Origin of the sequence: Rhodococcus sp. 114MFTsu3.1, from assembly GCF_000383555.1 — a bacterium.
Classification (GTDB): Bacteria; Actinomycetota; Actinomycetes; order Mycobacteriales; family Mycobacteriaceae; genus Rhodococcoides; species Rhodococcoides fascians_E.
The window spans coordinates 273991-298508 of sequence record NZ_KB911545.1 but is presented as its reverse complement, the minus strand read 5'-3'; the positions used below and the strand labels follow the sequence as shown (position 1 = coordinate 298508).

Annotated in this window: 25 protein-coding genes; 17 read left to right on the top strand and 8 right to left on the bottom strand. The window is 65.9% G+C overall.

Features of this window, described 5'->3' with window-relative positions:
* Positions 1-9: 9 nt before the first annotated feature.
* Together H292_RS0104395 and H292_RS0104390 are read right to left on the bottom strand one after the other, a co-directional pair.
* Positions 10-1416, bottom strand: coding sequence for a carotenoid oxygenase family protein (locus H292_RS0104395; protein WP_020110574.1), 1407 nt, complete (start codon positions 1414-1416; stop codon positions 10-12).
* Between the two features lie 92 nt (positions 1417-1508).
* Complete coding sequence (locus H292_RS0104390; protein WP_020110573.1) at positions 1509-4196, bottom strand: ATP-binding protein; 2688 nt, start codon at positions 4194-4196, stop codon at positions 1509-1511.
* 178 nt (positions 4197-4374) lie between these two features.
* Between H292_RS0104390 and H292_RS0104380 the strand changes: the two genes are divergently transcribed.
* Entirely contained in the window at positions 4375-5007 is a 633-nt protein-coding gene (locus H292_RS0104380; RefSeq protein WP_019665697.1) for a hypothetical protein, read from the top strand.
* A 90-nt stretch (positions 5008-5097) separates the two neighbouring features.
* On the opposite strand, the gene H292_RS0104375 is transcribed toward H292_RS0104380, so the two are convergent.
* Entirely contained in the window at positions 5098-5562 is a 465-nt protein-coding gene (locus H292_RS0104375) for an SRPBCC domain-containing protein (RefSeq protein ID WP_020110572.1), read from the bottom strand.
* A gap of 112 nt (positions 5563-5674) precedes the next feature.
* Here H292_RS0104375 and H292_RS0104370 point away from each other — a divergent pair, with 112 nt between their 5' ends.
* From H292_RS0104370 to H292_RS0104360, 3 genes are all read left to right on the top strand, one after another.
* The gene (locus H292_RS0104370) at positions 5675-6694 is read left to right on the top strand and encodes an ABC transporter substrate-binding protein (RefSeq protein ID WP_020110571.1); all 1020 of its coding nucleotides are present in this window, start codon (positions 5675-5677) and stop codon (positions 6692-6694) included.
* Positions 6695-6781: 87 nt separating this feature from the next.
* Positions 6782-8044 (top strand): hypothetical protein, encoded by a 1263-nt coding sequence (locus H292_RS0104365; RefSeq protein WP_231383751.1) that lies wholly within the window; start codon positions 6782-6784, stop codon positions 8042-8044.
* A 30-nt stretch (positions 8045-8074) separates the two neighbouring features.
* On the top strand, positions 8075-8659 hold the full coding sequence (locus tag H292_RS0104360; RefSeq protein ID WP_231383750.1) for a hypothetical protein: 585 nt from the start codon (positions 8075-8077) through the stop codon (positions 8657-8659).
* Here the strand turns inward: H292_RS0104360 and H292_RS0104355 are convergent.
* A complete protein-coding gene (locus H292_RS0104355; RefSeq protein WP_231383749.1) occupies positions 8643-9311 on the bottom strand; it encodes a glycoside hydrolase family 25 protein in 669 nt (222 codons plus the stop codon). The two genes, H292_RS0104360 and H292_RS0104355, sit on opposite strands and share 17 nt — an antisense overlap.
* Before the next feature lie 106 nt (positions 9312-9417).
* Between H292_RS0104355 and H292_RS0104350 the strand changes: the two genes are divergently transcribed.
* From H292_RS0104350 to H292_RS0104340, 3 genes are all read left to right on the top strand, one after another.
* Positions 9418-10401: an ABC transporter substrate-binding protein gene (locus tag H292_RS0104350; RefSeq protein ID WP_020110567.1), complete on the top strand. Its 984-nt coding sequence runs from the start codon at positions 9418-9420 to the stop codon at positions 10399-10401.
* Between the two features lie 39 nt (positions 10402-10440).
* Complete coding sequence (locus H292_RS0104345; protein WP_020110566.1) at positions 10441-11214, top strand: hypothetical protein; 774 nt, start codon at positions 10441-10443, stop codon at positions 11212-11214.
* A gap of 140 nt (positions 11215-11354) precedes the next feature.
* Positions 11355-11906 (top strand): hypothetical protein, encoded by a 552-nt coding sequence (locus H292_RS0104340; protein WP_020110565.1) that lies wholly within the window; start codon positions 11355-11357, stop codon positions 11904-11906.
* 4 nt (positions 11907-11910) lie between these two features.
* Here H292_RS0104340 and H292_RS0104335 read toward each other — a convergent pair whose 3' ends face one another.
* On the bottom strand, positions 11911-12399 hold the full coding sequence (locus tag H292_RS0104335; protein ID WP_020110564.1) for a DUF6226 family protein: 489 nt from the start codon (positions 12397-12399) through the stop codon (positions 11911-11913).
* Between the two features lie 20 nt (positions 12400-12419).
* On the opposite strand from H292_RS0104335, the gene H292_RS0104330 reads away from it, so the two are divergent.
* Positions 12420-12725 carry a hypothetical protein gene (locus H292_RS0104330; RefSeq protein ID WP_027498600.1) on the top strand — a complete coding sequence of 102 codons (306 nt, stop codon included), beginning with the start codon at positions 12420-12422 and terminating at the stop codon, positions 12723-12725.
* A 79-nt stretch (positions 12726-12804) separates the two neighbouring features.
* Here H292_RS0104330 and H292_RS0104325 read toward each other — a convergent pair whose 3' ends face one another.
* The gene (locus tag H292_RS0104325; protein WP_231383748.1) at positions 12805-14070 is read right to left on the bottom strand and encodes an MDR family MFS transporter; all 1266 of its coding nucleotides are present in this window, start codon (positions 14068-14070) and stop codon (positions 12805-12807) included.
* Positions 14071-14208: 138 nt separating this feature from the next.
* Between H292_RS0104325 and H292_RS0104320 the strand changes: the two genes are divergently transcribed.
* The 5 genes from H292_RS0104320 (at position 14209) to H292_RS0104300 (ending at position 19525) form a co-directional block, all read left to right on the top strand.
* Positions 14209-15270, top strand: a complete 1062-nt coding sequence (locus tag H292_RS0104320; RefSeq protein ID WP_020110561.1) for an ABC transporter substrate-binding protein — start codon at positions 14209-14211, stop codon at positions 15268-15270.
* Positions 15271-15356: 86 nt separating this feature from the next.
* Positions 15357-16322: a FecCD family ABC transporter permease gene (locus H292_RS0104315; protein WP_020110560.1), complete on the top strand. Its 966-nt coding sequence runs from the start codon at positions 15357-15359 to the stop codon at positions 16320-16322.
* The gene (locus H292_RS0104310) at positions 16319-17083 is read left to right on the top strand and encodes an ABC transporter ATP-binding protein (protein ID WP_020110559.1); all 765 of its coding nucleotides are present in this window, start codon (positions 16319-16321) and stop codon (positions 17081-17083) included. The genes H292_RS0104315 and H292_RS0104310 overlap by 4 nt, the downstream gene beginning before the upstream one ends.
* Positions 17084-17133: 50 nt before the next feature.
* Positions 17134-18105: an arsenic resistance protein gene (locus tag H292_RS0104305; protein ID WP_020110558.1), complete on the top strand. Its 972-nt coding sequence runs from the start codon at positions 17134-17136 to the stop codon at positions 18103-18105.
* On the top strand, positions 18098-19525 hold the full coding sequence (locus tag H292_RS0104300) for an FAD-dependent monooxygenase (RefSeq protein WP_020110557.1): 1428 nt from the start codon (positions 18098-18100) through the stop codon (positions 19523-19525). The genes H292_RS0104305 and H292_RS0104300 overlap by 8 nt, the downstream gene beginning before the upstream one ends.
* Before the next feature lies 1 nt (position 19526).
* Here H292_RS0104300 and H292_RS0104295 read toward each other — a convergent pair whose 3' ends face one another.
* Positions 19527-20129: a TetR/AcrR family transcriptional regulator gene (locus H292_RS0104295; protein ID WP_020110556.1), complete on the bottom strand. Its 603-nt coding sequence runs from the start codon at positions 20127-20129 to the stop codon at positions 19527-19529.
* A 112-nt stretch (positions 20130-20241) separates the two neighbouring features.
* On the opposite strand from H292_RS0104295, the gene H292_RS0104290 reads away from it, so the two are divergent.
* Together H292_RS0104290 and H292_RS0104285 are read left to right on the top strand one after the other, a co-directional pair.
* Positions 20242-20880, top strand: a complete 639-nt coding sequence (locus tag H292_RS0104290) for a hypothetical protein (protein WP_027498598.1) — start codon at positions 20242-20244, stop codon at positions 20878-20880.
* 16 nt (positions 20881-20896) lie between these two features.
* Positions 20897-22390, top strand: a complete 1494-nt coding sequence (locus tag H292_RS0104285) for an alpha/beta hydrolase (protein ID WP_020110554.1) — start codon at positions 20897-20899, stop codon at positions 22388-22390.
* 40 nt (positions 22391-22430) lie between these two features.
* Here H292_RS0104285 and H292_RS0104280 read toward each other — a convergent pair whose 3' ends face one another.
* The gene (locus H292_RS0104280) at positions 22431-23018 is read right to left on the bottom strand and encodes a hypothetical protein (protein WP_020110553.1); all 588 of its coding nucleotides are present in this window, start codon (positions 23016-23018) and stop codon (positions 22431-22433) included.
* A gap of 66 nt (positions 23019-23084) precedes the next feature.
* Between H292_RS0104280 and H292_RS0104275 the strand changes: the two genes are divergently transcribed.
* Both H292_RS0104275 and H292_RS0104270 read left to right on the top strand, forming a co-directional pair.
* Entirely contained in the window at positions 23085-23534 is a 450-nt protein-coding gene (locus tag H292_RS0104275; protein ID WP_019665675.1) for a MarR family winged helix-turn-helix transcriptional regulator, read from the top strand.
* A 91-nt stretch (positions 23535-23625) separates the two neighbouring features.
* Complete coding sequence (locus tag H292_RS0104270; protein WP_020110552.1) at positions 23626-24492, top strand: AraC family transcriptional regulator; 867 nt, start codon at positions 23626-23628, stop codon at positions 24490-24492.
* Positions 24493-24518 lie beyond the last annotated feature (26 nt).

Genomic DNA, 24518 nt, shown 5'->3' with positions numbered 1-24518 from the left:
CGGCGCGCCTTATTGGACCCAAATGCCGTGCAATCCCGCGGGAACACGGATGGGCAGCTCGATCGTCGCCAGCGGCCCGTCCGCCGGGTTGTCGGCGTCCAGGATGTAGAAGCGGGATTTCAGATCCTCGGGATCGGTGCCGATCGCACCCCAGTAATCGTGCGTCTCACCCGGAATGTAGATGGGTTCGCCGATCGCCACCCCCGGAGACCACACCTCGTCGCGCCCGGAGTGCACGTCGTGGAAGAACAGTGATTCGAGGAATCCGTCGTCGACCTCGGATTTTCCGACGGTGGCGATGCGGCCGTGATCGAGCGTCAGCAACCTGTCGTCGACACGAGGGAACTCGATTCCGAACCGGTCACTGATCTGCGTACGGCTCACCGCACCGGTGACGGGATTCAGCAGCGCCCGCGTCAACGCCGGGTTGTTGACGCCCGTCGGCTTCGTCAGGCCACCGGGAAAGAGGTGTTCGACGTAGTCGACAGTGACGGTACCGTCGGGATTGTCGAAGGCGTTGGCGAAGTGCCACACCCAGAACGCCTCCGTGTCGATCCACCGAATCGCGCCACCGTCCCGGGGGATCAGCGCGATGCGAGTTCCTCGGTCCGGCTGCCACGACAGCAGCGCTCCACCGGTCATCGCGGCGGCGAGATCGAACGCCAACGGATTGACGAACAGCACCACGTACTTCTGCGTCAACGCCATGTCGTGAATCATGTAGGGCTTGTCGAGACCGTCGACGGGAGTCGGCGACAGCAACACCCTGCCGTCGGCGCCGACGATCGACCACGTCAGATACGGCGCTTCCAGCGAATAGTTGAACAGCACCATCTCACCGGTGTGCGGATCGATCTTGGGGTGCGCCGTGCTGCCGACCCGCATCGCACCGTCGCAGTCCTCCTGCGCGAGCGTCGCGAGCTTCTCGCGGTCCAGCAGGTACGGCCGGTCGCCTTCGGCCATCGCCAGGAGCTTGCCCGCGTGATCGACGATGTTGATGTCCGGTAGCTGACGGGTTGTGCCGGCGAGAGCATCGCCGACGACCGACGCCGGCGGCGTGTACCCGTCCATCACACCGGACCAGATCGCCTCTCCGCGTTGCTCTTCGAGCTCGACCATCGGCGTCCGAACGAATCGATTGGTGTACGACGCTCGGCCGTCGGCGATGCTGACCCGGTGAACCATCCCGTCGCCGTCCAGCGGAAAGACGAACGATCCGATCGGGTCGAAACGCGGATTGGGTCCGTTCCGCAGGTAACTGCCCTTCAGGTCGGCCGGGATCTCGCCGACGACGTGCAGGTCGGCGACGTCCACCTCCTCGCGCTGCGGTGCGAACACACCGTTCAGGTGGGTGTGGTGGACGACGTCGACGGGCGCCGGCCGGTGCGGGTCGGTGGTGAGCGTGTCGTTCGTCATGAGGGGACTCCCGTTCGTCGGTGCGATGCTTCGATCCTGGTCTTCGGGACCGTGGAGGAACATCGGTCAGAGCACGTAGATATCCCTGCCAGTCACTCCCGGCGGCCGGCGACGAGGGCGGCGAGTTCCACTCGGGTACGCAGGCCCAGCTTGGCCAGCGCGTGCGAGACGTGCGTCTGCACGGTGCGCTGGGAGATGAACAGGCTCTGCGCGATCTCCGGGCCGCTTCGACCGCTCGCCACCATGTCCGCGATGGTCGTCTCGGTCCGGGTGAGGCTGTCCCACCCCGTCCGCGGACGCTCCCGGACGGTCCGCGGATCCAACCGCACTCCCAGCGGACGCAGGCGCATGGCGATTCGCGAGGACAACGCGGTGGCGCCCATGTTCTGGGTGATCAGCAGTGCCGTCCGTGCATGTTCACGCGCAGTCACCTTGTCTCCCGACGCCGCGAGCTCGCACGCTGCTTCCTCCCAGGCTGCGGCCTCGGCGATGACGTTGCCTTCCCGGCGAGCGCTCTCCGCGCTCCGAACGGCCTGCGCGACGACGGACTCCGAATCACCCGCGCACAGGGCCCGAGCGAGAGCGACCGGTCCGACGCTCGCGACGGGCAGTGGATCGGAGATCTCCGCGAGGGTGTCGACGATCTCCGCGGCGAACTCACCGTCGTCGGTCCGCCGAGCCAGACGAGCGCAGTCGACGGCGAACGACGGAAGCCACCCGTAGATCCCCAACTCCCTGGCGCCACCCCAATACCTGCGGGCTGCGGCCACCGCAGGCAACAACTTGCGGCCGGACTCGAGCAACGACACCCGCGTCATACCGCAGATCGGCAGTCCGAACTGATGCGGCTGTCCCGAGTTCTCGAACGCATCCAACCGCGCGAGAGCCGCCTCCACGTCGCCTCGGTACACGTCGATCTGAGCGCGGGTGCCCTCCGCGATCGACGTCCACCCCATGTCCGCCGAGCCCGCACGTTCCAACCCGGCGTCGATGTGCGCGGCCGCGTCGTCGAGACGGCCTCTCTTCATCGCGATGCCTCCGCGGGTGAAGTCCTGGTACGCCGTCATCCACGCGGCACCGCGGTCGGTCCGCAGCTGCTGAGCGCGGTCCATCAGCGCTTCCGCCGCGACCGGCCCGTGCGCGTACAGCTCGATGAACGGCGGCCACACGTCCGCCGACGTACTGAGCTGAAACCCTGCGCCCACCGCGCCTTCCTGCTGGGACGCTTCGAGCGCCAGGTTCAACCCACTGTCGACAGCACCGGAGAGAAACCGTCGCAGAGCCTCGGTGACCAACACGCTGACCGGTCCCTGAACGGCCCCCAGCTCCCCGCCTGGCACCGGAGTGATGCCCTCCAACAGCGAGACGTACCGCTGCGTGTCCAGCAGACCCGCGCGGGTGGCGTCGTCGACGGGCATCTGCAGTGTCGACGAGATCAACCCGAGCGCGTGCTGCGACTTTCCTTGCGCGATCGAGGTGAACAGCAGCGTCCGGTACAGCAACGGCACGACGGCGGGATCGGTCGCGTTCGACAGACCCTGCGTTGCAACCTCGGCCGACCGGGCGAGCTGGCCGCTGCGCGCCAGTGCCGTCGCCAGGTCCAGCTCGAACGACCCGGCGACGGTGGCCGTCGCAGTCCCCAACAGGTCGACGGCGACCGCGGGAACGTACTGCAATTCCTCCTGCGCCCGGCTCACCGCCGCACCGAGCACCGACTCGTCCCCGCCCGCCGCGAGCAGGTGATGCGCCACCATCTGTCGGTTGCCCGCGGCCTCGTGGTGACGCGCGACCTCCGTGTGCAGAATCGCCCGAAGCGGCGGCGCCAGACCGTCGTACGCCACATCGGCGTAGACGTCGTGCGTGAACGTCAACTCCCCGCTCGGCGACGCGTCGACCATGCCCGCGTCGATCACCGTCTGCGCCGCCCCGACCATCACCGCAGCCGACGTGTCCCCCAGGTCGGCCAGCTCGGCCAGCATGGCAGGCCCGCCCCACACCGCGAGCTTGCGGACGAGGTCACGCGAGGAGGAATCGAGCAGCGAAAGCTGTTCCGCAATAGCCGATTGCAAGCTGCTGGACGCCGACGCGTCGAGCATGCTCGGCGCGGTTGCCCGGCCGTCCTTCACGACGACGGTGCCCTGCGCACGCAGCTCCGTCAGCATCGTCAACGCGTGCATCGGGTTACCACCCGACCGCGCCAGAAGCGTCGACAACGCGGCGTCCGGCCACGCACCGAGTACCTCGTGGGCCAGCACCTCGAGATCCGCGGCGTCCATCGCCGGCAGATTCCACTCACGGACCGTCGGGCGGGCCAGCATGCGAGTCAACAGCTCACGGGTGGGCAGGTGACGTCGCGCGACGAGCACCACCAACGGCAGATCCTTCGCCGCCGCGGCGAGGTGGGACAACACTTCCAGGCTGCCCGCGTCCGCGTTGTGCGCATCGTCGACGACCAGCAGCTGCGGCCGAACCGCGCACAGTGAATCGACCGCTGCATGGAGCTCGGTGTCGAACCCGGCCGGCGCCGTCGTCGGCACGGCGACGCCGATGAGAGCCGCGGCCACCGCATAGGGCTGACGCCAGGACAACTCGTCGGCCGTCGCCCACCGCGTTTCGATGCCCCGGCCGGACACGAGCCGACGCAGCGTGTGCGACTTTCCGCTGCCCGGTCCGGCCGTCACCACCAACGTCCGCGGACCGATGCCGTTCATCGCCAGGTCCAGCGCGGAGTCGATCTCGTCGACGATCGACCTGCGCGCCCCGGTGGACGGCAACTTCATGCATACGACGGTAGCGCCGAAGCAGCGCCGACCTGGGCGGAACGCGTCGATTCATGCATATCGGGTGAGTGGCAGCGAATCGTGCGTGCCTACACCGATGATCTGCCACGCCGATCGTTGGAAGCTGATCTCATCGAATTCCGCTAGTCCGACGCAGTGCTGTCGAAAGGCTCCCACCATGAACGGCAAAATGATGATCCTCGGCCTGGCGCCTTGGGCGCTCTTCGCCATCCTTACCGAGAGAATGGGTGCGAGCGCTGTCGGGATCGCCGCACTGCTGGCCTGCGTGAGTTCGCTGGCGCTGGCGTTCGTCGGCCGCAGCACGTCCGTGGCCAGGGGCAACGGCGGCATCAAGATCATCGACGCGGCCGGCGTCGTGACCTTCGGGATCATCGCGGTGCTCGGGTTCCTCGGCAACAGCAGCCTGAACGACGCCCTGGCCGATTTCGGTCGCGGCGGCGCGACGTTCGTGCTGGCCGCCGTCATGGCCGTGTCCGTCGTGACGGTGCCGTTCACCGAGCAGTACGCCCGCGACTCGGTGGACCCGCAGTACTGGGGCACCCCGCGATTCCACGAGAAGAACAAGTCCATCAGCGCGATGTGGGCGGGCGTCGTGTTCGCGATGGCCGTCTGCCACGTCATCGCCGGTGCACTGGCGTCGTCCACCGAGATGACCAACAACCACCCGGGCAATCTCCTGCTCAACTGGGTCGTTCCCATCGCGTTGATCGTCTGGGCGGTCAAGCGCACCGGCAGGATCGCCGGCGATCACTCCGCGACGCCGAACAGCGCGACGCCTCAGGCCACCTGAGCGGCGCACGACAATGCCGCGCCCACCGCCCGTGTCGATTCGAGGGCAGTGAGCGCGGCAGAGTCGGTAGCTACGTCAGGCTGACGCCGATCAGGTTGTCGCTTCCGCGTCCAGCAGGGACAGGGTGCTGTTCAACTGATCTTCCGTGACCAACGGGAACTTCACCTTCTCGAGAAGCTTCTTGTCCGTCACCTTCGACCAGTCGTACGTGTGACGCACCAGCGTCTCGTTGGGACCCTGAGACTCCAACTCCCACAGCCACTCCCACCCGGGAGGCTCGGTGCCCGCAGGCGCGGTGGTCCATGCGAGCAGCTTGTCCTTGGCGTAGCCGGTGACGTGATTGTCGGTCTGGTACTCGCCGCCCATGTGATCGCCGGCCATGTTCATCGTGAACACCTCACCGACCTTCTGGATGCGATCCGCATGATCCACCCCGCGGATGAAGCCGGAAGCATCGATCTTCTGATGCCGCTCGGGATTGGAGAGCACATCGAACACCGCGTCGACGGGAGCTTCGATGGTGCGTTCTACGGTGACCTTCGTTGTGTCGCTCATACAACTACGGTGCCCGACGATGAGGCCGCCTAAACGTTCCCCGGCCGATCGACGGCGCTGAGTAAGCGAAGGCTAACCTGAAGGTCCGCATTGTTCGACGTACAGGATCCTCATGAAGCTTCACATCACCGCAGTCACTGTCGCTGCGATCGCATCCCTCGCACTGGCCGGGTGCAGCAACTCCGACACCGCGGACGACAACGCCGCGACACCCGCAGCCGAAGGTTCGTTCCCGGTCACCGTCGACCACATGTACGGCGAGACCACAGTCGATGCACTACCGGAACGCGTCGCCACCTGGGGATTCGGCACCACCGACGCCGTCCTCGCCCTCGGCGTCGTACCCGTCGCCATTCCGTCGGCCGAATACGGCGGAGGCGACGACCTGATGTACCCGTGGGTGTCCGACGCCATCGAGGACCTCGGCGGACAGACCCCGGTTCTGCTCGACAACTCCGCGTACGAACTCCCCGTCGAACAACTCCTCGCCACCGATCCGGATGTGCTGATGGCACCGCACTCCGGACTCACCCAGGCCGAATACGACGCAGTGACCGCGGCAGGCGTCCCCGTCGTCGCGCCACCGGAAGAACTGTGGTCGACGCCGTGGCGTGACGTCATCACCACCACCGGGGACGTTCTGGGCCGCGCCGACGAAGCCCGCGACCTCGTCGCCGACCTCGATCGACAGGTCACCGACGCCGGCGATCAGCACCCCGAATTCGACGGTCGATCCATCGCCTACGTGTCCGAGGCAGCAGACGTCTACTACCTGCTCCTGCCGACGGATCCTCGCGTCGAACTGCTTGAGAACCTCGGGTTCACCACGCCCGAATCGGTGACGTCCCTCTCGAACGGTGAATCGCCGTTCTCCACCACCGTCTCGGCGGAGAACATCTCGAAGATCGACGCGGACGTCGTGTTCACCCAGGTCGACACCGACCAGGCCTTGCAGGAGTTCCTGACCTCGGACGTGTCGCGGCAGATTCCGGCCGTCGCGAAGGGCGCCGTCGCCGGATTCGTCGGCCAGGAGGCCGGTTCCGCGATCGGGCCGACGGCTCTGTCCATCCCCTTCTTCCTCCCGACCCTCGTCGACGGTCTGGCCGACGCAACGGAAGTCGCCGGTAGCTGACGCAGCCGCGGGTGTACGGTTACACGCACGGTGACCCGACGCCCGTGACGCTTCGCCGCACGGTTCCCCTAGTGCGTCGGGACTGACATGAGCAAGCCAGGAGTGGAGCCCGCCGAACGACCGAAGGCTCTGCGTATATTCGTCGCAGGCTGGGTCATCCAAGACGGGTCGTTCCCACGTGCATCGGTGGGCGACGTGGTCGACGTCGCCCTCGAGCATCACTCGGCGGGCCCCGTCCGCTCGGTGCTCGCCGACAAACGCAGAGCCACAGCCCGTCCCGCCTTCGGAGCCTGTCCCCGAGGGCGGGACGGAGAACTCCGGTGGTTGCACCTCGTCCACGGCGACGGCTGGAGCGGGCAGTGGTGGGCGGATCGCCCCACGAACGGGTCGGTGATGCTCGACGGGATACTCAGCGCGGTCCTCGACGACCGGGCGATCGACCGACCCGCTCGGGTGCACGGCCGAATCGAGCGAATGCACCTCGTGCACAAGCAAGTCGAGAAAATCGACAACGGCTGGCGCGGAGTCGACGGAACCGAGCGCCTCGACGAGATCGACGCCGTCCCCACGGGTGATCCTTGGTGGGAGCGCGAGCCCATCGAGAACGGCCACGTGCAGACGACAGGAATCCTCGTCGAACTCGATCTCGATATGCTCTCACCACCAACGCCTTTCGCCGCGGGAGCCGTTTCAGCCGACGGCAGCGACGTCTGGGTCATGCATGCGTCGGACCCCGTCCTGTTGCGTGTCGAGGCAGCAGGCGCCGTTCCCGCGATCACCCGGTTTCTGTTGCCGCTCACCATCGAACCCACCGACGACCGCTGGACCCGACGCCTCCACGCCGTCCCCGGCGGGTGTTGGATCACCTCCGAACACGATGTCCACCGATGCACTGTCGTCGACGAGAACTCCGTGACCATCGACCGGTACGCAACCTCGGGCGCCTGGGCCTCGGCCATGGTCGACGGGTCCCTCTATCTGATCGACGCGTCCGGATCGCACATGACCGACGATCGTCGACACGGGGTGATCCGAACCTGGCCGAGCACGAAGGTCCAGGTCCTCGACGAGCACCACCGATGCACAGTCGATGTCGCAGAGCAGGATCGGCCCGACATGACGTTCTCCCGAGCAGACCGCGCCTACGGCCCGCACGGAATCGAATGGCAGGTACACGAAACCGACGAGTTGCTGAAGCTCGACTTCGAGGCGGGAACGACGACGCGGATCGACCTGAACCGAGGCGTGGCGGATGGGCAGGTACGAAGCATCACTCCCAGCGCCTGGGACGACCCCGCCAACGCGGCACTCATCGCCTCCATCACGGTGCCCCGGCCGAAACGCGCGTGAACTCGGCGCCGACGTGGCACAGTGTCGTGGATGACCGACAGGCCCAGGGGGGCGCCGTGGTGGGTTGGACTGACGATCGTGGTGGCGGTACTCGCCGCTCTCGTATGTCTGCTCGTGCTGTGGGCGTACGTACCGCCCGAACGTAACTACCTGTACTTCGCAATCGCGCAGGATGCCGCGCTCGCCGTGGCCGCGATGTGGCTGCTACTGGGCCTGATCGGGTGGGTGAAGTATCGGAGGCTACGGCTGACGGCGACCGCACCGGTGTTCGCACTGGTCACCGCCGTCCTCGTGGCGTTGTCCCTACCGTCGTCGTTCGCCTTCGCCGTGTCCGAGGGCGCGCTGACGGCGACCGCTGAGGAGTGCCCCGACGTCGACACCGCCGAACGACGGGTCGGCCTGTACCGCGTCTGGCACACGATGCCGGTCGATTCAGACGCGGCAGGGCAGGGCGGCTGCATGCTGTACGTACGCGGCGGTGGCCGAGTCGACGGCGTGGGCCTGGCCTACCTCCCGCTGGGAATCCCGAACTCGTACACGCACGATGCCGGACGGCCGGACATCGAGTACTCCCACTACGACGGTGAGTGGTACCAGTTCACACAGGTGTTCTGAACAGCTCCGCCAGCGCCGCGTCGTCGCCCCGAAAAGCATTGGCGTCGATGAATTGACCGGCCACCGAGGCACTCTCGGAGAACTGCAGGATCTGCACGGGCTTGCCTCCCATGTCCGCCCAGCCACCGAACCTGCCGGCGCCGCGCGCCGGCGCCCAGTTGTCCCCGGGATACAACCGGGAGGCGAAGTCACGCCCGGAGATGTAATCGCTGTTCCAGACCCCTACCGGTAATCGGTCCAGAGGTGCACTGCCCATTCGCGTTTCCCAGAACCAGCGCGGAAGATACACCGGAAGGAACCGCTGGAACCCCACCGCGCGGTAGGCGTCGAACCGCCGGAGAAGATCGTCCACCGACCCGCCGTTCGTCGTGTCCTCGTAATCCACTTGCAACGGAAAATCAACTCCACCAGCGTGATTGCGCAGTGTCTCCGCTTCGGAAGCCGGGTCGGTGTTCGTTCGACAGAACACGTACCCGCCCCACCGTCCGGGAAAATGCGTCGCCATCTCCGCAGCGGCCCGCGGCCAGAACCGATCGCGATACCCGGACCCCTCGGTGACTTTGTGCGTCGCGAACACGAACCCTTCGGCCTTGGCCGCGGCAAAATCGAAGTTGCCCTGATGATTGCTGACGTCGATACCGAACAGTGTCACACCGACCACGGTGCCACACACCTACGACACGGACCCTCGAGCTCGCCCTCGCCCGAAGCTGAGTTAGGGTTCCCTGACCAAACAAGCGGAATCACGGATCGGGTGGATGAGTTCGATGAGAATCGGCGCAGCGATAGTCGGCGCGGTACTGCTCGCAGGCGTCCTGACAGGGTGTTCCAGCTCCGAAGGCGAGACGACCTCCACCGCCCCCACCGGCGAGTTCCCCGTGGCGATCGAGCACGTCTTCGGGAGCACCGAAGTGCCGTCGACGCCGGAACGAATCGTCACCCTCGGGGTGTCCGACGCCGACGTCGTACTCGCCCTCGGCCAGGTTCCCGTCGGAAACAGTGGTTTCGCGTTCTACGAAACCGGGCTCGGCCCGTGGGCCCAGGAACAAGTCGGCGACGCCGAACTCACCCGCATCGAGTCGGATTCGGAACCCAACCTCGAGCAGATCGCCGAGCTCGCGCCCGACCTGATTCTCGGCCTCAACGCCGGGTTCGACGAGGCGACCTACAACAAGCTCAGCGAGATCGCACCGACCGTCGCGCGGCCGGTTGGCACTGCGGCGTACGCGGTCCCTCGCGCCGCTGCGACCGAGACCATCGCCACCGCCATGGGCATGAAGGACGACGGGGTGCGGCTCAACGAGGAAACCGACGCCCTGCTCGCCGAGACCGTAGCCGCGCATCCCGAGTTCGCAGGCAAGACCGGAGTCGCCGTCATGTCCTACAGCGGCGTGTACGCAGGTTTCCTCCCCGGTGACGGACGTGGCCAGTTCCTCACCTCACTCGGTTTCGCGACGCCGCAGCCCGTACTCGACGGCGACACCGGTGACACGTTCTACGTCGAATTCTCGGCCGAGAACACGAACATGCTCGACGCCGACGTCATGCTCGTTCTCGGACCCGACGAGAACTTCGACATCGTCGCCGAGAACCGTGCGTTCGCCAACACCACAGCCGGTCGCAACGGTGCCATCATTCCCGCCACCCTCGATCAGCGTGGCGCGATCACCTACAACTCGGTGCTGTCCATTCCCTACGCCATCGACACCCTGGTCCCCCGCATCGCGGACGCGCTTCGCTGAGTCCGGATTGACCGGTTCCACAACGGGGTAACACCCTGCATGCCGTCGCTACGACACCTGTCCCTCGCACCCCTCGCCGCCGTCGCCTGCGCACTCGCAGCCGCGGCACCGGCGTCGGCGCTCCCCGGTCCCGAGAACTTCGCCGACGTACCCGCTCGGACCTCGATCTCCTTCGAGCATTCGCCCAGCGGTCTGCGCGTGGGAACCGCCAACGAGAACGACGCCCGACCGGGCTTGTCCACGGTCAAGCTGTACCTGGCGGACTACGCACTACGCCACGGAGACGGGTCGGCCGGCGACCGCGATCTCGCGGCACGGATGATCCAATCCAGCGACGACGGCGCCGCGTCCGCACTGGACTCCAAGTACCCGAACGCGATCGACGCCACCGCCGCCGAATTCGGACTGCCGTCGACCTCCCGCGGAGGTTTCTGGGGTAGTTCCTACACCAGCACCGCGGATACCGTCCGCTTCCTGGAAGCGAAGAAAAGAACCGACCCGGCGAGCCCGATCCTGGGATGGATGAACTCGTCGAGCCCCGTCGCCACCGACGGCACCCAGCAGGACTGGGGCACAGGCGAGCTCGCCGACGTGACCGGAACCAAATGGGGCTGGGCCGACGACGCATCCAGCGTCGTCGCCTCCGCATCCATCGGTGACGGTTTCTCGGTCGCGGCAAACACTTACGGCTCGGCCGCAGCACAGACCGACGACGTCCTCGGCGCCCTCGGCGGCATCGACCTGTCCCCGGGAGTCGTAGCACCTCCCGCGGTACCCACCCTGGAGCAGTTCCTCGAAATGTTCGGGCCCTAGATCGAACCTCTCGACCGAAGTTCAGCCGCCTGCCACAGCGGGGGCTGCACCGCACCGAAGCGGGTCGATCTACATGTGGACCCGAGGCCAACAGCGCCTATGGCCTTCGCGCGGAGTGGAATCAAGTAGGGTCGGCGACCATGCCTGCATCCGATCGGACCTGGTGGAACTGGGCGTCCGCCGTCACCACGGTGCTGGTAGCGCTCGGGTGTGGCCTCGTTCTGTGGGCCTTCACGCCTCCCAGTCCCAATGGCCTGTTCCTCGGTCTCGCGGTGGTCCCACTCGTGGTGTTCGCAGTGCTGTGGTCGGCCTTCGCCCCCATCGGCTGGTCCAAGTACCGGGCACGGGGGTGGAGTGTCGTCGCACCCGTTCTCGTACTACTCACCGTCGGCGCAGTGGCGTTGTCGCTGCCCCGGACCGTTGCATTCGCAGTATCCGAGGACGCGCTGACGGAGACTGTCTCGCAATGCCGTTCCGCATCCGGGGGTCAACGAATCGGCGTCTACACCGTGGTGGCCGTCCGCCCACTGGGGACGGGGTGCCTTGTCTTCGTCGACAGCGGACTGGGCGGCTCCATCGGATTCGGCTACCTCCCCGACGGTCCCCCGGCGCCGGGGCGGCCACAGTACGACGAGGCCATCGAGTTCTACGACTTCGACGGAGACTGGTACCGATTCGAGCAGGACTTCTGACCGGTCACTTCGGAGACCACCGCTTCCATCGCCCATCCTCGGGCATCGCGACACGTAACTCGGGAATCGGGCCACGACCCGAATTGCGCCAATTACCGCCTTCCCACACGTGCTCGACCATCGAATCGACAATGCGCTCGTAAAACTGCCCCGAGACGAGAGCGGAGAGGTACCTGTTCAGGTGGCCGATCAGATTCTCGACATCCTCTTCGCACGCATCGCACCCGCACGCGGGCAACGCGATTCGCTGTGATGCACCCACATCGAGAAGCACTCCGGGAAACGACGTGAAGGAGACGATCAACGGCGCCTGATCGTCCTGCGCTGGTACGAAGTGAACGGCCTCGACCACCTGCGAACCCGGGTCACCGGCCACACGAGTGACATCGACGTCGAACCGTGTCGCCACATCGTCCGCAAATTCTTTCGCTGCAGTCACCAGCGGCGCGAACCGCTCTGGATTGGTCACCCGTCCGTACGCCTCGTCCGACACGACTCGTTACGATACGCACCGTGCGTTCACTCGTGCTGCTGCTGAGCCTCACCGGTGCTGTTGTCGGTCTTCTCCCTGCGGTTCTCGAGTTCGTTCAGCAGGCATACTTCGCCTCCGAGGTCGAGTACAACGGTGTGTACGAACCGCTGCGGGGAGTGCAGACGAGCCGCGCCTACGAGACCTCGCAAGACATCTCGTTCCAGGTTCGATCGGGGCTGTTCCTGCGACGGGCCGTCTGGTTCGCCCCTCTGATGGGTGCGGCGCTCGGGGCTGTCGCGGGGATCATCGCGTACAGATTCGGATTCCGGCTCACCAGGGGTGCCTGACGCTCCATTCTGTGGCCTCATATGCCCGGATCTGCCCGTCAGTACCTAACAATGGAGCTTCAGGCCCGGCCCCGAGCCCTCAAGGGAGGCTCCTCAGCACGAGGCGGATACCGAGGACGCTGGCGAGGGGGAAGACGGCGGCCACGAGCCACGGCGTGCTCGACCCCCACCCCGTCGATGGAGCCGCGTCGATGACTGCCCCGATGGCGACCGAACCGATCAGAACGCCGATGCCTCCGAGGGATGCCATGAAGCCGTAGTAGGCACCCAGCCTGCGCTCACCGGCCAAGCGCGGGACGATGTCACGGGCCTGCGGCATGGCGATCATCTGCCCGAGTGCGAGCAGGGCGACGAAACCTGCCGCCGGGAGCAGGCCGACGAACCCGCTGAGCCCGAGGGGAGTCGTCAGTGCCACGACCACGAACGACAGTGCCATGACTGCCAATCCGGCCGGCAACGTGACCCGGGGTGATCGTGCGCCGACCATGCGGGTGATGCCCATCTGCGAGGACACAACGAACACCGCGGAGATCGCGAAGAACCACCCCAGCACTGCCTGCGATCCCCACGCCCGTTCGACCTCCAGGGGCAGCAGCAGATACAGCTGGTTGTATGCCACCAGTTGGCTGCTCATCGCGACCGCGAACAACACGAAAGTCTTGTTGCGCACCACGTCGTTCCACCCGGAGAGCCACGACTCGCCTCGGTGCTCGCCCGGTTCGTTCGGCAGCCATCTCAGATGTGCTCCGATGACGCCGACGAAGATCACGGCAGCGACCGTGCAGGCGACACGGAAGTCGACGACCAGCAGTACCGATCCGATCAGCGGGCCGGTGAACGAGCCGATTTGATTGCACACCGACAGCAGCGCGAACGTCTCGACCCGGCTGGGCCCGTCGTCGCGCTCGCTTCTTCCCGCCTCGATGGCGATCGCGGACTCGACGGCAGGCGAGAACAATGCGGCTGCGAAGCCGATGGCCACCGTCGCCGCGACCACACCGGCCAGAGAACCTGCTACCGCCATCCCGAGGAATCCGAGCACCCGGATGCCACATCCGACGAGGACGACCGGCTTGATACCCCATCGATCGGCGAGGGTGCCGCCGATGAAGAACAGTCCCTGCTGCGAGAACGTGCGGACGCCGAGGACCACACCGACCACCGCCGCACCGAGCCCCAGGTCGGACGTCAAGTGCACCGACAGGTACGGCAGCACCATGAAGAACCCGATGTTGAACGTCATCTGGGTCAGCACGAGAAGCCGGATCGTGGGGGTTGCCCGCGCCAACTCGGTGATGAACGACCAGCGCCATCTCGAATGTCGGCCGTCGACGCCCGCCGCCACGATCAATCCCCTCGCTCGTTCAGTAGTCCGACCACGATATGACTTCGGGGATCGGCATAGGTTAGCCTATCCGCGTTCGTCGCCTCGTACGTTCTGCGCGAGTGGATCGCGCAGACATGCCGTGTTCACTCACGCATTGTGCCGTCCCAGAAAGTGTTCATCGTGAGTGCATTGCTCAGGCGCGTCGGCGCCATGGCCGTCGTCGCTGGACTTCTCACCGCGTGCGGTGAGTCCGAGGCCGTGACCGATTCCGGTGCCGTCGGCGGCAACGGCGACACGGCTTACCCACTCGTCCTCGACAACTGCGGCGAGTCCGTCACCGTCGACGCTCCCCCGCAGCGTGTGGTGTCGTTGGATCAGAATTCGACCGAGATCCTGTTGTCTCTCGGGCTGCAGGACCGCGTGGTCGGCACCGCATCGTGGACCGACCCGGTGCGAGAGAACCTCGAAGCGGCGAACTCCGACGTGCCCCGTCTCGCCGACAACGCACCCACCTACGAGGTGGTGCTCGACGCCGACCCCGACTTCGTCACCGCGTCGTTCGGCCGTCACTTCAAGGAAGGCGGCGTCGCCGAGCGTGCCCGCTTCGCCGAGACCGGCGCCCAGACCTACCTGTCGCCGACGGACTGCGACAACGGCCTCAGCATCAACGGCGGCAACACCAGAACCAACCCGTTGACAGTCGACGCGCTCTACCAGGAGATCACCGAGCTCGCCGAGATCTTCGACGTGCAGGACCGCGGCGCCGCCCTGGTCACCGAACTGCAGGACCGCATGACCGCCGCGACCGCCGAACTGGCCGAGACCGGTGAGACCATGGCGTTCTGGTTCGCCGACACCAAGAGTCCCTACGTCGCCGGCGGACTCGGCTCCGCCAACCTGATCGCGACGACGGTCGGCGCCACCAACGTCTACTCCGACCTGGACGACGACTGGCCGGCCGTCGGTTGGGAGACGATGGTCGACCGCAGCCCGTCCGTGCTCGTTCTCGGCGATCTGCTTCGTGCGCGCTTCCCCGGCGACCTCCTCGCCGACAAGATCGCGTTCCTGGAATCGGACCCGGTCACCAACACCATGCAGGCCGTACAGGACAAGCGCTACATCTCTCTCCACGGAGCCGAGATGAACCCGTCCATCAGGCTCGTCGACGGTGTCGAGAAAGTCGCCGCGGGCCTGCGTGAGATGGGCCCGCAATCCTGAACACCACAGTCCTGAACACCACGGCGCCCGCAGTACGTCGCGGGCTGGGTCTGCCCGCCGTTCTGGCGGGCGGCCTCGTCCTGCTCGTGGCATCGGTCGCCGTCGCGATGACGCTGGGGCCTGCGAGTGTGTCGCTGGTCAACGTCCGCGACGTCGTCACCAATCATCTGGGTCTGACCGACATACCGGTGAAGGTGTCCAAGAACGCGATCGTCTGGGAAGAACGACTGCCTCGCAGCCTCGTCGCCGCCGCATGCGGAAGCGGCCTGGGTATCTGCGGTGTCATCATGCAGTCGCTGCTGCGAAACCCGCTGGCGGACCCGTTCGTGCTCGGCATCAGCTCGGGAGCCTCGACAGGAGCCGTCGTCGTCGGCATCCTCGGAATCGGTGGTGCCGCACTGGGCCTGTCCGGTGGCGCGTTCGTCGGTGCCCTCGTCGCGTTCGGGCTCGTCCTTCTGCTCGCCCACCTGTCGGGCGGAAACAACGACCGGGTCATTCTCGCGGGTGTGGCCAGCACACAACTCTTCTCGGCGTTGACTTCGCTCGTGATCTTCGCGTTCGCCGACTCCGACGAGACCCGCGGAGTCATGTTCTGGCTGCTCGGATCACTCGAAGGCGTTCGCTGGGACGACGTGATCCTGTGCGTCGCGGTGGTCGCCGTGGGCGTCGCCCTCTGCTTCTACTACGCCTTCGTCCTCGACGCCTTCAGCTTCGGCAACGAAGTGGCGTCATCCCTCGGCATCAACGTCCGCGCGGCGCGTACCGCACTGCTCGTCGTCACCGCGCTCATCACCGCGACGCTCGTCAGCGTCGCAGGCGCCATCGGCTTCGTCGGCCTCGTACTGCCGCACGCCGCACGGTTTCTCATCGGATCACGACACAACCGGCTGATCCCCGTGACCGCGCTGATGGGCGCGGTGTTCATGGTCTGGGTCGACGCCGTCTCCCGCGTCGCCTTCGCGCCGACGCCTCTGCCCGTCGGCGTCGGCACGGCGCTGGTGGGAGTTCCTGCATTCATCGCCATCCTGGCCAGACGGAAGAAGTCCGCATGACACTCGCAGCGTCCGACGTGCGGTGGCAGCGCGGTGGTGCTCTCGTCGTCGACGGGGTGACTCTGACACCGGCGTCCGGCGATACCGTCGGACTGCTCGGCCCCAACGGATCCGGCAAATCGTCACTGCTGCAACTGATGAACGGCGCCGTCAAGCCGACGTCCGGCGTCGTCACGCTCGACGACGCGGAACTGGCCGGCATGCGTCGACGCGACATCGCGAAAGCCGTTGCCGTGGTGAGTCAGCACGCCGACACGGATTTCGACATCACCGTCGCAGACGTCGTCCGGCTCGGCCGCATCCCGCACCGTGGCGCATTCGGCGGTAATGCGTCGGCGGACCAGAAGGCAGTCGACGCTGCGTTGAAACACACCGGGTTGACCGACAAGGCGCACCGGTTGTGGCACCAACTGTCCGGTGGCGAGCGACAGCGGGCGCAGATCGCGCGCGCCCTCGCCCAGGAACCGCGCGAGCTTCTGCTCGACGAACCGACCAATCACCTCGACATCCATCACCAGCTCGAACTACTGTCCCTCGTCTCCCGGCTGCCCATCACCAGCGTCGTTGCGTTGCACGATCTCAACCTCGCAGCGATGTTCTGCACCCACATGGTGGTGCTGTCGCAGGGCAGAGTGGTCGCTGCGGGCACCCCGGCTGCGGTACTGACCGAGGATCTGATCTGGGAGGTGTATCAGGTGCGAGCCCACGTGAGCACCCACGGGCCGAACGACACGGTGTTCATCCGTTTCGACTACCGATAGGCCCCGGAGCCGAACCCCGGAACACGACGCGGCCCACTACTGTGACGAGTATGCACACCTGGCTCGAGAGGCACCAGATTCCCTTGTATCTGGCTGCTTTGACGGTCGGAGCCGTGGTGGGGTCGGCGTCACCGGAGTCGGCGCCGGTGTTCGAACACGCCATCAACCCGGTCCTGATCGTGCTGTTGTACGCGACGTTCCTCGCAGTCCCGTTCGCCTCGATCGGAAAGGCGCTGAAGGACACTCGGTTTCTCGCCGCCGCGGTGCTCTTGAACTTCGTGGCGGTGCCGATCGTGGTGTTCGCTCTGACGCGGCCCGTGTCCGGCAACGAGGCGGTTCTCGTCGGGATTCTGCTGGTGCTGCTGGCGCCCTGCATCGACTACGTCATCGTGTTCAGTGGCCTGGCGGGAGCCGCGTCACAGCGTCTGCTTGCCGCGGCTCCGCTGTTGATGCTTCTTCAAATCGCTTTTCTGCCACTGTATCTGTGGATGTTCGTCGGCTCCGATGTGGTGTCCGCCATCGATGTGACGCCGTTCGCCGAGGCATTCTTCCTCCTCGTCGTCGTTCCTCTCGGATCGGCGGCTGTGACACAGGCGGTGGCGCGCCGGCACACGATCGGCCGGAGAATCATGGACGTCGCGGCGGCAGCGATGGTTCCGTTGATGATGGCCACCTTGCTGGTGGTGGTCGCGTCGCAGATCGATTCCGTTCGTGGCCGCGGAACGGAACTGGCCTCCGCGGTAGCCGTATTCATCGCGTTTCTCGTGGTCATGGCTTTCGTCGGTCTGGCCGCGGGACGGATCGCCCGTCAGGACGTACCGGCGACGCGTGCGCTGGTCTTCTCCGGCGCTACCCGTAACTCGCTCGTCGTGCTGCCGTTGGCGCTCGCTCTGCCGGATTCTCTGTCGGTAGCCGCGGTGGTCGTGGTGACGCAGACGTTGGTGGAGTTGGTCGGCATGGTGGCGTACGTTCGACTCGTCCCGCTACTCGTACCCTCCCGAAAGCGAGGTCGTCGTGTATGACGTGGTGATCGTCGGCAGCGGTCCGACGGGGTTGATGCTCGCCGCCGAACTGAAATCGGCCGGGGTGGACGCCCTCCTCCTGGATCGACGCTCGTCCCAGGAGCTCGCGGGTTCCCGAGGCGGCGGAATACACTCCCGCACAATCGAACTACTCGATCAGCGAGGGATAGCCCAACGGTTCCTCGACGAGGGCACTACCGTACAGGTGGCGTCGTTCGCCGGCACGCGGCTGGACATCGGACAGCTACCCACCCGCCACCCGTACACCCTTGCGCTGTTCCAGAATCACATCGAGCGTTTACTGCTGGAACACACCCTCGAACTCGGCGTGACCATCAGACGGGCCAGCGAGGTCACCTCGGTCGACTGTTCAGCCGTCGACAACGCTGCAGTCGTTCTCGATTCAGGCGAGAGACTGGACGCGCAGTACGTCGTCGGCGCCGATGGAGGCCGGAGCGTCGTACGTCGGGAGTCCGGAATCGACTTCGTCGGACCCGACGCCACCCGCAGCAGCCTGATCGCCGACGTATCCGTCACCGAAGAACTTCCCACTGCCGGGAAAATCGACGAACGCGGTGTTCACGGCCTGCACGCCATGGGCGACGGCACGGTAAGAGTGGTACTGACCGAGAAGGAGCTACAGCGAGGCACCGAGCCCTCGCTCGACGATCTCCGGCGCGGTCTCGTGGAGGTGTTCGGCACCGATTTCGGCGTTCACTCACCCACCTGGCTGTCCCGCTTCACCGACGCCACGCGCCAGGCGGCGTCGTACCGGAAAGGTCGAATCCTGCTCGCCGGCGACGCCGCACACGTGCACTCGCCGACGGGAGGCCAGGGCATCGGTCTCGGACTGCAGGACGCCGTGAATCTCGGGTGGAAGCTGGCGCAGGTAGTGCGAGGCATCAGCAGCGACGCACTGCTGGACACCTACCATTCCGAACGGCACCCCGCCGGCGCACGAGCATTGAAATACACCATGGCGCAATCGCTCTTCCAGAAAGCCGACCCGCGGCAAGAGGCAATGAAGGATCTGCTCGACGAGGTAGTCGTCGGCGATGCGGCAACTCGTATGGCAGCGTTGATCTCCGGGCTCGACGTGACCTACGAGATGGGCGTCGGACATCCGCTTCTGGGGCGGCGCATGCCGGACCTGGACCTCGTCACCGATACCGGGCCGACCAGGGTGTTCGAATTGCTGCACTCTGCCGCGCCGGTACTGCTCGAATTCTCCGGGCCGTCGGTGAACGGAGTGCGCGCGCGATGCGACGGGCCGTGGGAACTGCCCGTGATCGGCGAAGTTCCGGCGCCGACAGCCGTACTCGTGCGGCCGGACGGTTACGTCGCCTGGGTGGGAGAGGGCACCGACGACGGATTGTCCGCCGCACTGACCACCTGGTTCGGGGGAACTCTCCCCGGCTGACTCACCCGCCGGAGGCGGGCGTCAGCACCGCGTCCACCGCGAAATACAGTGTGGCGGTTTCGGTGTGCAGAACCGAATGGTCGATGGGCATCGCCCGATCCAGCGACAGGCCGGTGACGACGGTGTTGAGGAACGTTGCCTGCTGAGCCAGGTCGCCGGCGGCGAGGGCTCCCTCCTTGTCCAGGACGCCCAGCCAGTGTTCGACCCTGCGCCTGCCCTCGTCGGTGATCGCCGCGTACGAGGCGCGAAGCCGGTCGGTGGGTTCGGGTTCCACGAACGATGCCATGAAGGTCAACCACGCCTCCCGTGCCTTGTCGCCGACGAGCGGGCTCAGAATCAGACGCAGGCACTGCACCAGACGGTCCCGCGCCGGCACCGTCTCGTCGTGAATGACCTGGTCGTCCGTCGTCACCACGTCGTAGATGGTCTCGAGAACAGCATCGCGCAGCGCGCGCTGCGTCGGGAAGTGGTGCCGCAGCGACCCCATGCTCACTCCGGCGCGCGCGGCCACCGAGCGCACGCTCAGCGTCGACGCCTGATCCTCGCCGATCATCTCGCACGCCGCGATGATGATCTTCGCTCGCGTATCGAGCACCTCTGCCATCGTGTCCCTCTTTCCACTCGACTAGCACGCCGTGCTAGCACAGTGTGCTAGTGTCGGCTCATCGCTTACGACAGTACAGCGTGCTAGTGCTTCTACCAGGAAAGGAAGAGCAGTGTTCGACGAATGGAAACAGCACAGGGCCACCCGCCGGGTGCGAGTGGGCGACGGACGCGCACTACAGCGATTTCGCTGGTGGCAACTGCCCGGCCGCGCGCTGTTCTACCTGAAGCGCGAGAACACGGAGTACGCGATCGACGTGAGGCACTGGCAGAACCAGAGCTCGGGAGACGTCAAGGCAGACCTCTACCGGGACGGGCGCCACCTCGCACAATCGACACTGCCGGCGGCGTTCACCGTCGACGGCGGCATCATCGACGTCGCGATGAGCGGCTTCGGCCTCAAACGCTGCCACTTCATCGCCGACGACGGTACCGAGCATCAGCTCGTGCCGGACCCCGCGTCGGCAGAGGGGCGTCGGGCACGCCTCGACCGCCACCACCCGATCGCCAGCCGCGCCATCGGGGCGGTATCGGCAACGATGCTGATCGTCGGTGTCGTGCTGCTGCTTCTGCAGCTCGCTGACGCATTGTCGAAGGCGCCGCCCATCGCCGATTCCCTCGGAGTCTTCACCTCACCCGTCAGCTTGCCGGTGTGGCTGAACATCACGCTCACCCTTGCCACCGCCGTCGCCAGCATCGAGCGCGGCCTTCGCCTGCGCTACCACTGGCTGCTCGACGCAGCGGCCAACTGAACCGAAAGGAAACACCATGAAAGTGATTCGCCCAGCATTGATCCTCGCGGTGTCCGGAACGGTGATCGCCGGTTGTTCGGCATCCTCCACCCCGGACACGGACGCGCACCCACCTCCCGCCTCGGCCGCATACGACTGGACCGCACACAACCAACCGATCACGTGGACTGCCTGCCCCGAAGACGTCGACAGCTCCGGATTGCAGTGCGCCACAGTGCCGGTACCTCTGGACTACGACGACCCGGACGGCGAACGAATCGACCTCACCATCTCCAAGCTCGCGTCGACGAACCCCGACGAGCGGCGCGGCTCGCTCATGCTCAATCCCGGCGGCCCCGGCGGCACCGGACTGGACCAACCCACGTTCCTCGTCGAACGCGGAATACCGCAGGAGACACTGGACGCTTACGACCTCATCGGCATCGACACACGCGGAATCGGACACTCGTCGCCCATCAACTGCGGAATCACCGACGACATCCAGTACCGCGGAGCTGTTCCACCGTATGCCTACGACGACAGCGCATTCGACGAGCAGAACACCGTAGCCAGGCGCGTCGCGGAGAACTGCGCCGAGGGCGACGACGGCCGCATGAAGCACGTGACGACGGCCAACATGGCACGCGACCTCGACAGCATCCGTCAAGCACTCGGAGAAGAGAAGGGCAATTTCCTCGGGTACTCCTACGGATCCGCACTCGGGGGTGCGTACGCATCGTTGTTCCCGGACAAGACCGACCGAATAGTGTTGGACAGCAACATCGGTGACACACACCTCGACCGCGACGGTATGCGTAGTTACTCCGAAGGCATGGAGGACACCTTCCCCGATTTCGCGACGTGGGCGGCGGGGCGCAACGAGCAGTACCGATTGGGCAGTACGCCGGAGGAAGTACGGCAGACGTACTTCACCATCGCCGACAAGCTGGATCGCGAACCGGTCGAGGGACTCGACGGCCGCAGCTTCCGGCTCGGAATGTTCGTGGCGCTGTACAACCCGGCTTCGTACGACGCGACGGCACAGACATGGAGGGCAACGCTGGACACACTCCCCTCCGAGGGCCCACCCGTCGGACACGGAGCGTCCGCATTCGACAACACCTGGTCGGTCTTCCTGGCGGTCACCTGCAACGACGTCGAATGGCCCCGTGACCCGGAGGTCTACAAGCAGGCAATCGAAGAAGACCGCGAGAAGAACCCGCTGTTCGGCGCCGCAGCCGCGAACATCATGCCGTGCGCGTACTGGCAGCTCGAGCACACCGAACCACCCGTGCCCGTGGAGGCCGACGGCCCGACGAACATCCTCGTCGCACAGCACCGACGCGACCCGGTGACACCGCTCGCCAACGGCGAACGAATCAACGAGATGTTCGGCGACCGCTCACGACTCCTCACAGCCGACGGAAGCGGTCACGGCGTCTACGCTCTCGGGCAGAACCAGTGCGCCCAGGACGTCATCACCGACTACCTGGTCGACGGAGTCATGCCGAACGACGACGTCAGCTGCTGACTCGGGCTACGAATCCCCACGCGCGGTTCACGGACCCGACCTACGCGTCGCACCCACTGGTACCGGTGCGACGCGTAGGTCCGTGGTGCGTACGTGAATTGCGCGTCAGTATCTTCGCGCGAACCAGCATCAGAACCACCAGCGCCGCAAGCCAGCCGACCTGGGACAGCAACACTCCCACGCCCGCCTGCCCTGTCGAATCGGTGCTCGCGCTGACCGCAAATGCAGTCGTGAATCCCCCTGCGGTGCCCAGTGCAGCGGCCAACCCGCCGGCACGGACCCACCTGGACAGCCGTGCTGCGCCGAAACACACTCCGACAACCGTTGCGCCGCAGGCTACTACCTGCCACGTCGGAAACTGGTTCGGCGCGGGCAATCCGGGCCCTCGGACCTCTCCCCTGTAGTCGGCCGACCAGCTCAGCCATCCGGCGCACGCCACGAACCCACCGACGAACGCAATCGAACCGGTGCCCCACACTCCTACTCGTCCGCTACCCGTCTGCCCGGCGAACCGTGCCCTCTCCGACCACAGCGCTGACCATGCCGCGCATCCGCCGATCACGGTCGGCACACCGACGAAGATCAGCACGATCGACGAGAACTGCGACCACGTGAACTCGTCTGCCATCTCACGAGTATGCATCCTGACGCAGCGTTTGACCTCGAGTGCACTCGAGCTTCTACCGTCGAGTACATGAACACGACACGAGACATGCAACCGCCGGAAAAGCAACCCATAGGATTCTGGACCGTCCGCGCAGGTGAAGCGATCCGCACCCGGACCCAGGGCGCGCTCCGCGACATCGATGTGGCACAACCCGAATGGTGGCTTCTTCACCAACTTTCGCTGCACCCGGGAGGCGTCGATCGTGATGCGACCATCGAGCTGATCGGCCACAACGACACCCCGCAGGCGATCGTCGACGCCATCGACTCCGCAACGCACAAGGGGTGGGTGACGCAAACAGACTCCAGGCTGACGTTCACCGACGCGGGCGCCGAGAAGTTCCGCGACGCCGCGGACGTCCAACGCGACCTGCACGCCGAACGGATGCAGGGGATCAGCCCGGAGGACTTCGCGACGACCATTCGCGTGCTGCAGCAGACCGTCGAGAACGTCGGCGGTGACGCCTGGCATTGGTAGCATCACCGACAGTTCGCGGCACGGAAAGTCGAGAATCCGCGCCGGGTGCGCTCCTATCGTTTCGGTCAGAACGAAGGAAGGCAGGGACGGCATGCTGGGTCGGTGGAACGATGCCCTCGGCTACATCGAGGACAACTTGGCGGGTGAGATCGACGCGACGGAACTCGCGCGGATCACGCTCACCTCGGAGTACCACTTCCGACGCGTCTTCTCGGCGCTGGCAGGCATGTCGCTGTCGCACTACATTCGAGCGCGTCGAATGACGTTGGCAACGGCGGAGATTCTCGACGGCGTCGGGGTTCTCGACGTCGCCTCCAAGTACGGATACTCGTCGTCGGACGCCTTCACTCGGGCGTTCCGCCAGATGAACGGCCTGACGCCATCGGCGGCACGCAGGCCGGGTGCAGTCCTTCGTTCGCAGCAAGCGGTGACATTTCACCTGACCATCGAAGGACGGAGCACCATGCGATACCGAATAGTCGACCTGCCGGAGTTCCACATCGTCGGTAGAAAAACGCGAATCCCCTTGAAGTATCAAGGCGAGAACACCGCGATGACGGAGTTCCACCAGAGCCTTGAACCCGGAACCGGGCAGGCGCTCACAGCGGTCGCCGACGTCCCGGAGTTACCCGAGATCCTCTTCGTCAGTGACGGATTCGAGCCGGAGCGAGAAGACGGGAGCCTGTTCGATTACTACTTCGCGGTGGCGTCGACGACGCACCATCCGGAGTGGGACTCGCTCCCGGTGGCGCCGTCGAAGTGGGTGGTGTTCGAGGCGCAGGCGTCGGAGAACTTTCAGTCTGCACTGCAACAACTCTGGGCCGACGCGTTCAGCGAATGGTTCCCTTCCAACTCCTACCAAGTGGTCCCGGGGCCGGAACTGCTGACCGTCACCGAGAAGAGCGCCGACTGGACTTCGGGAACCGGCGAGCTCTGGATCCCCGTCGAGCGACGCTGAGTACCGGAGTGGCGCGGAGCTGGGTA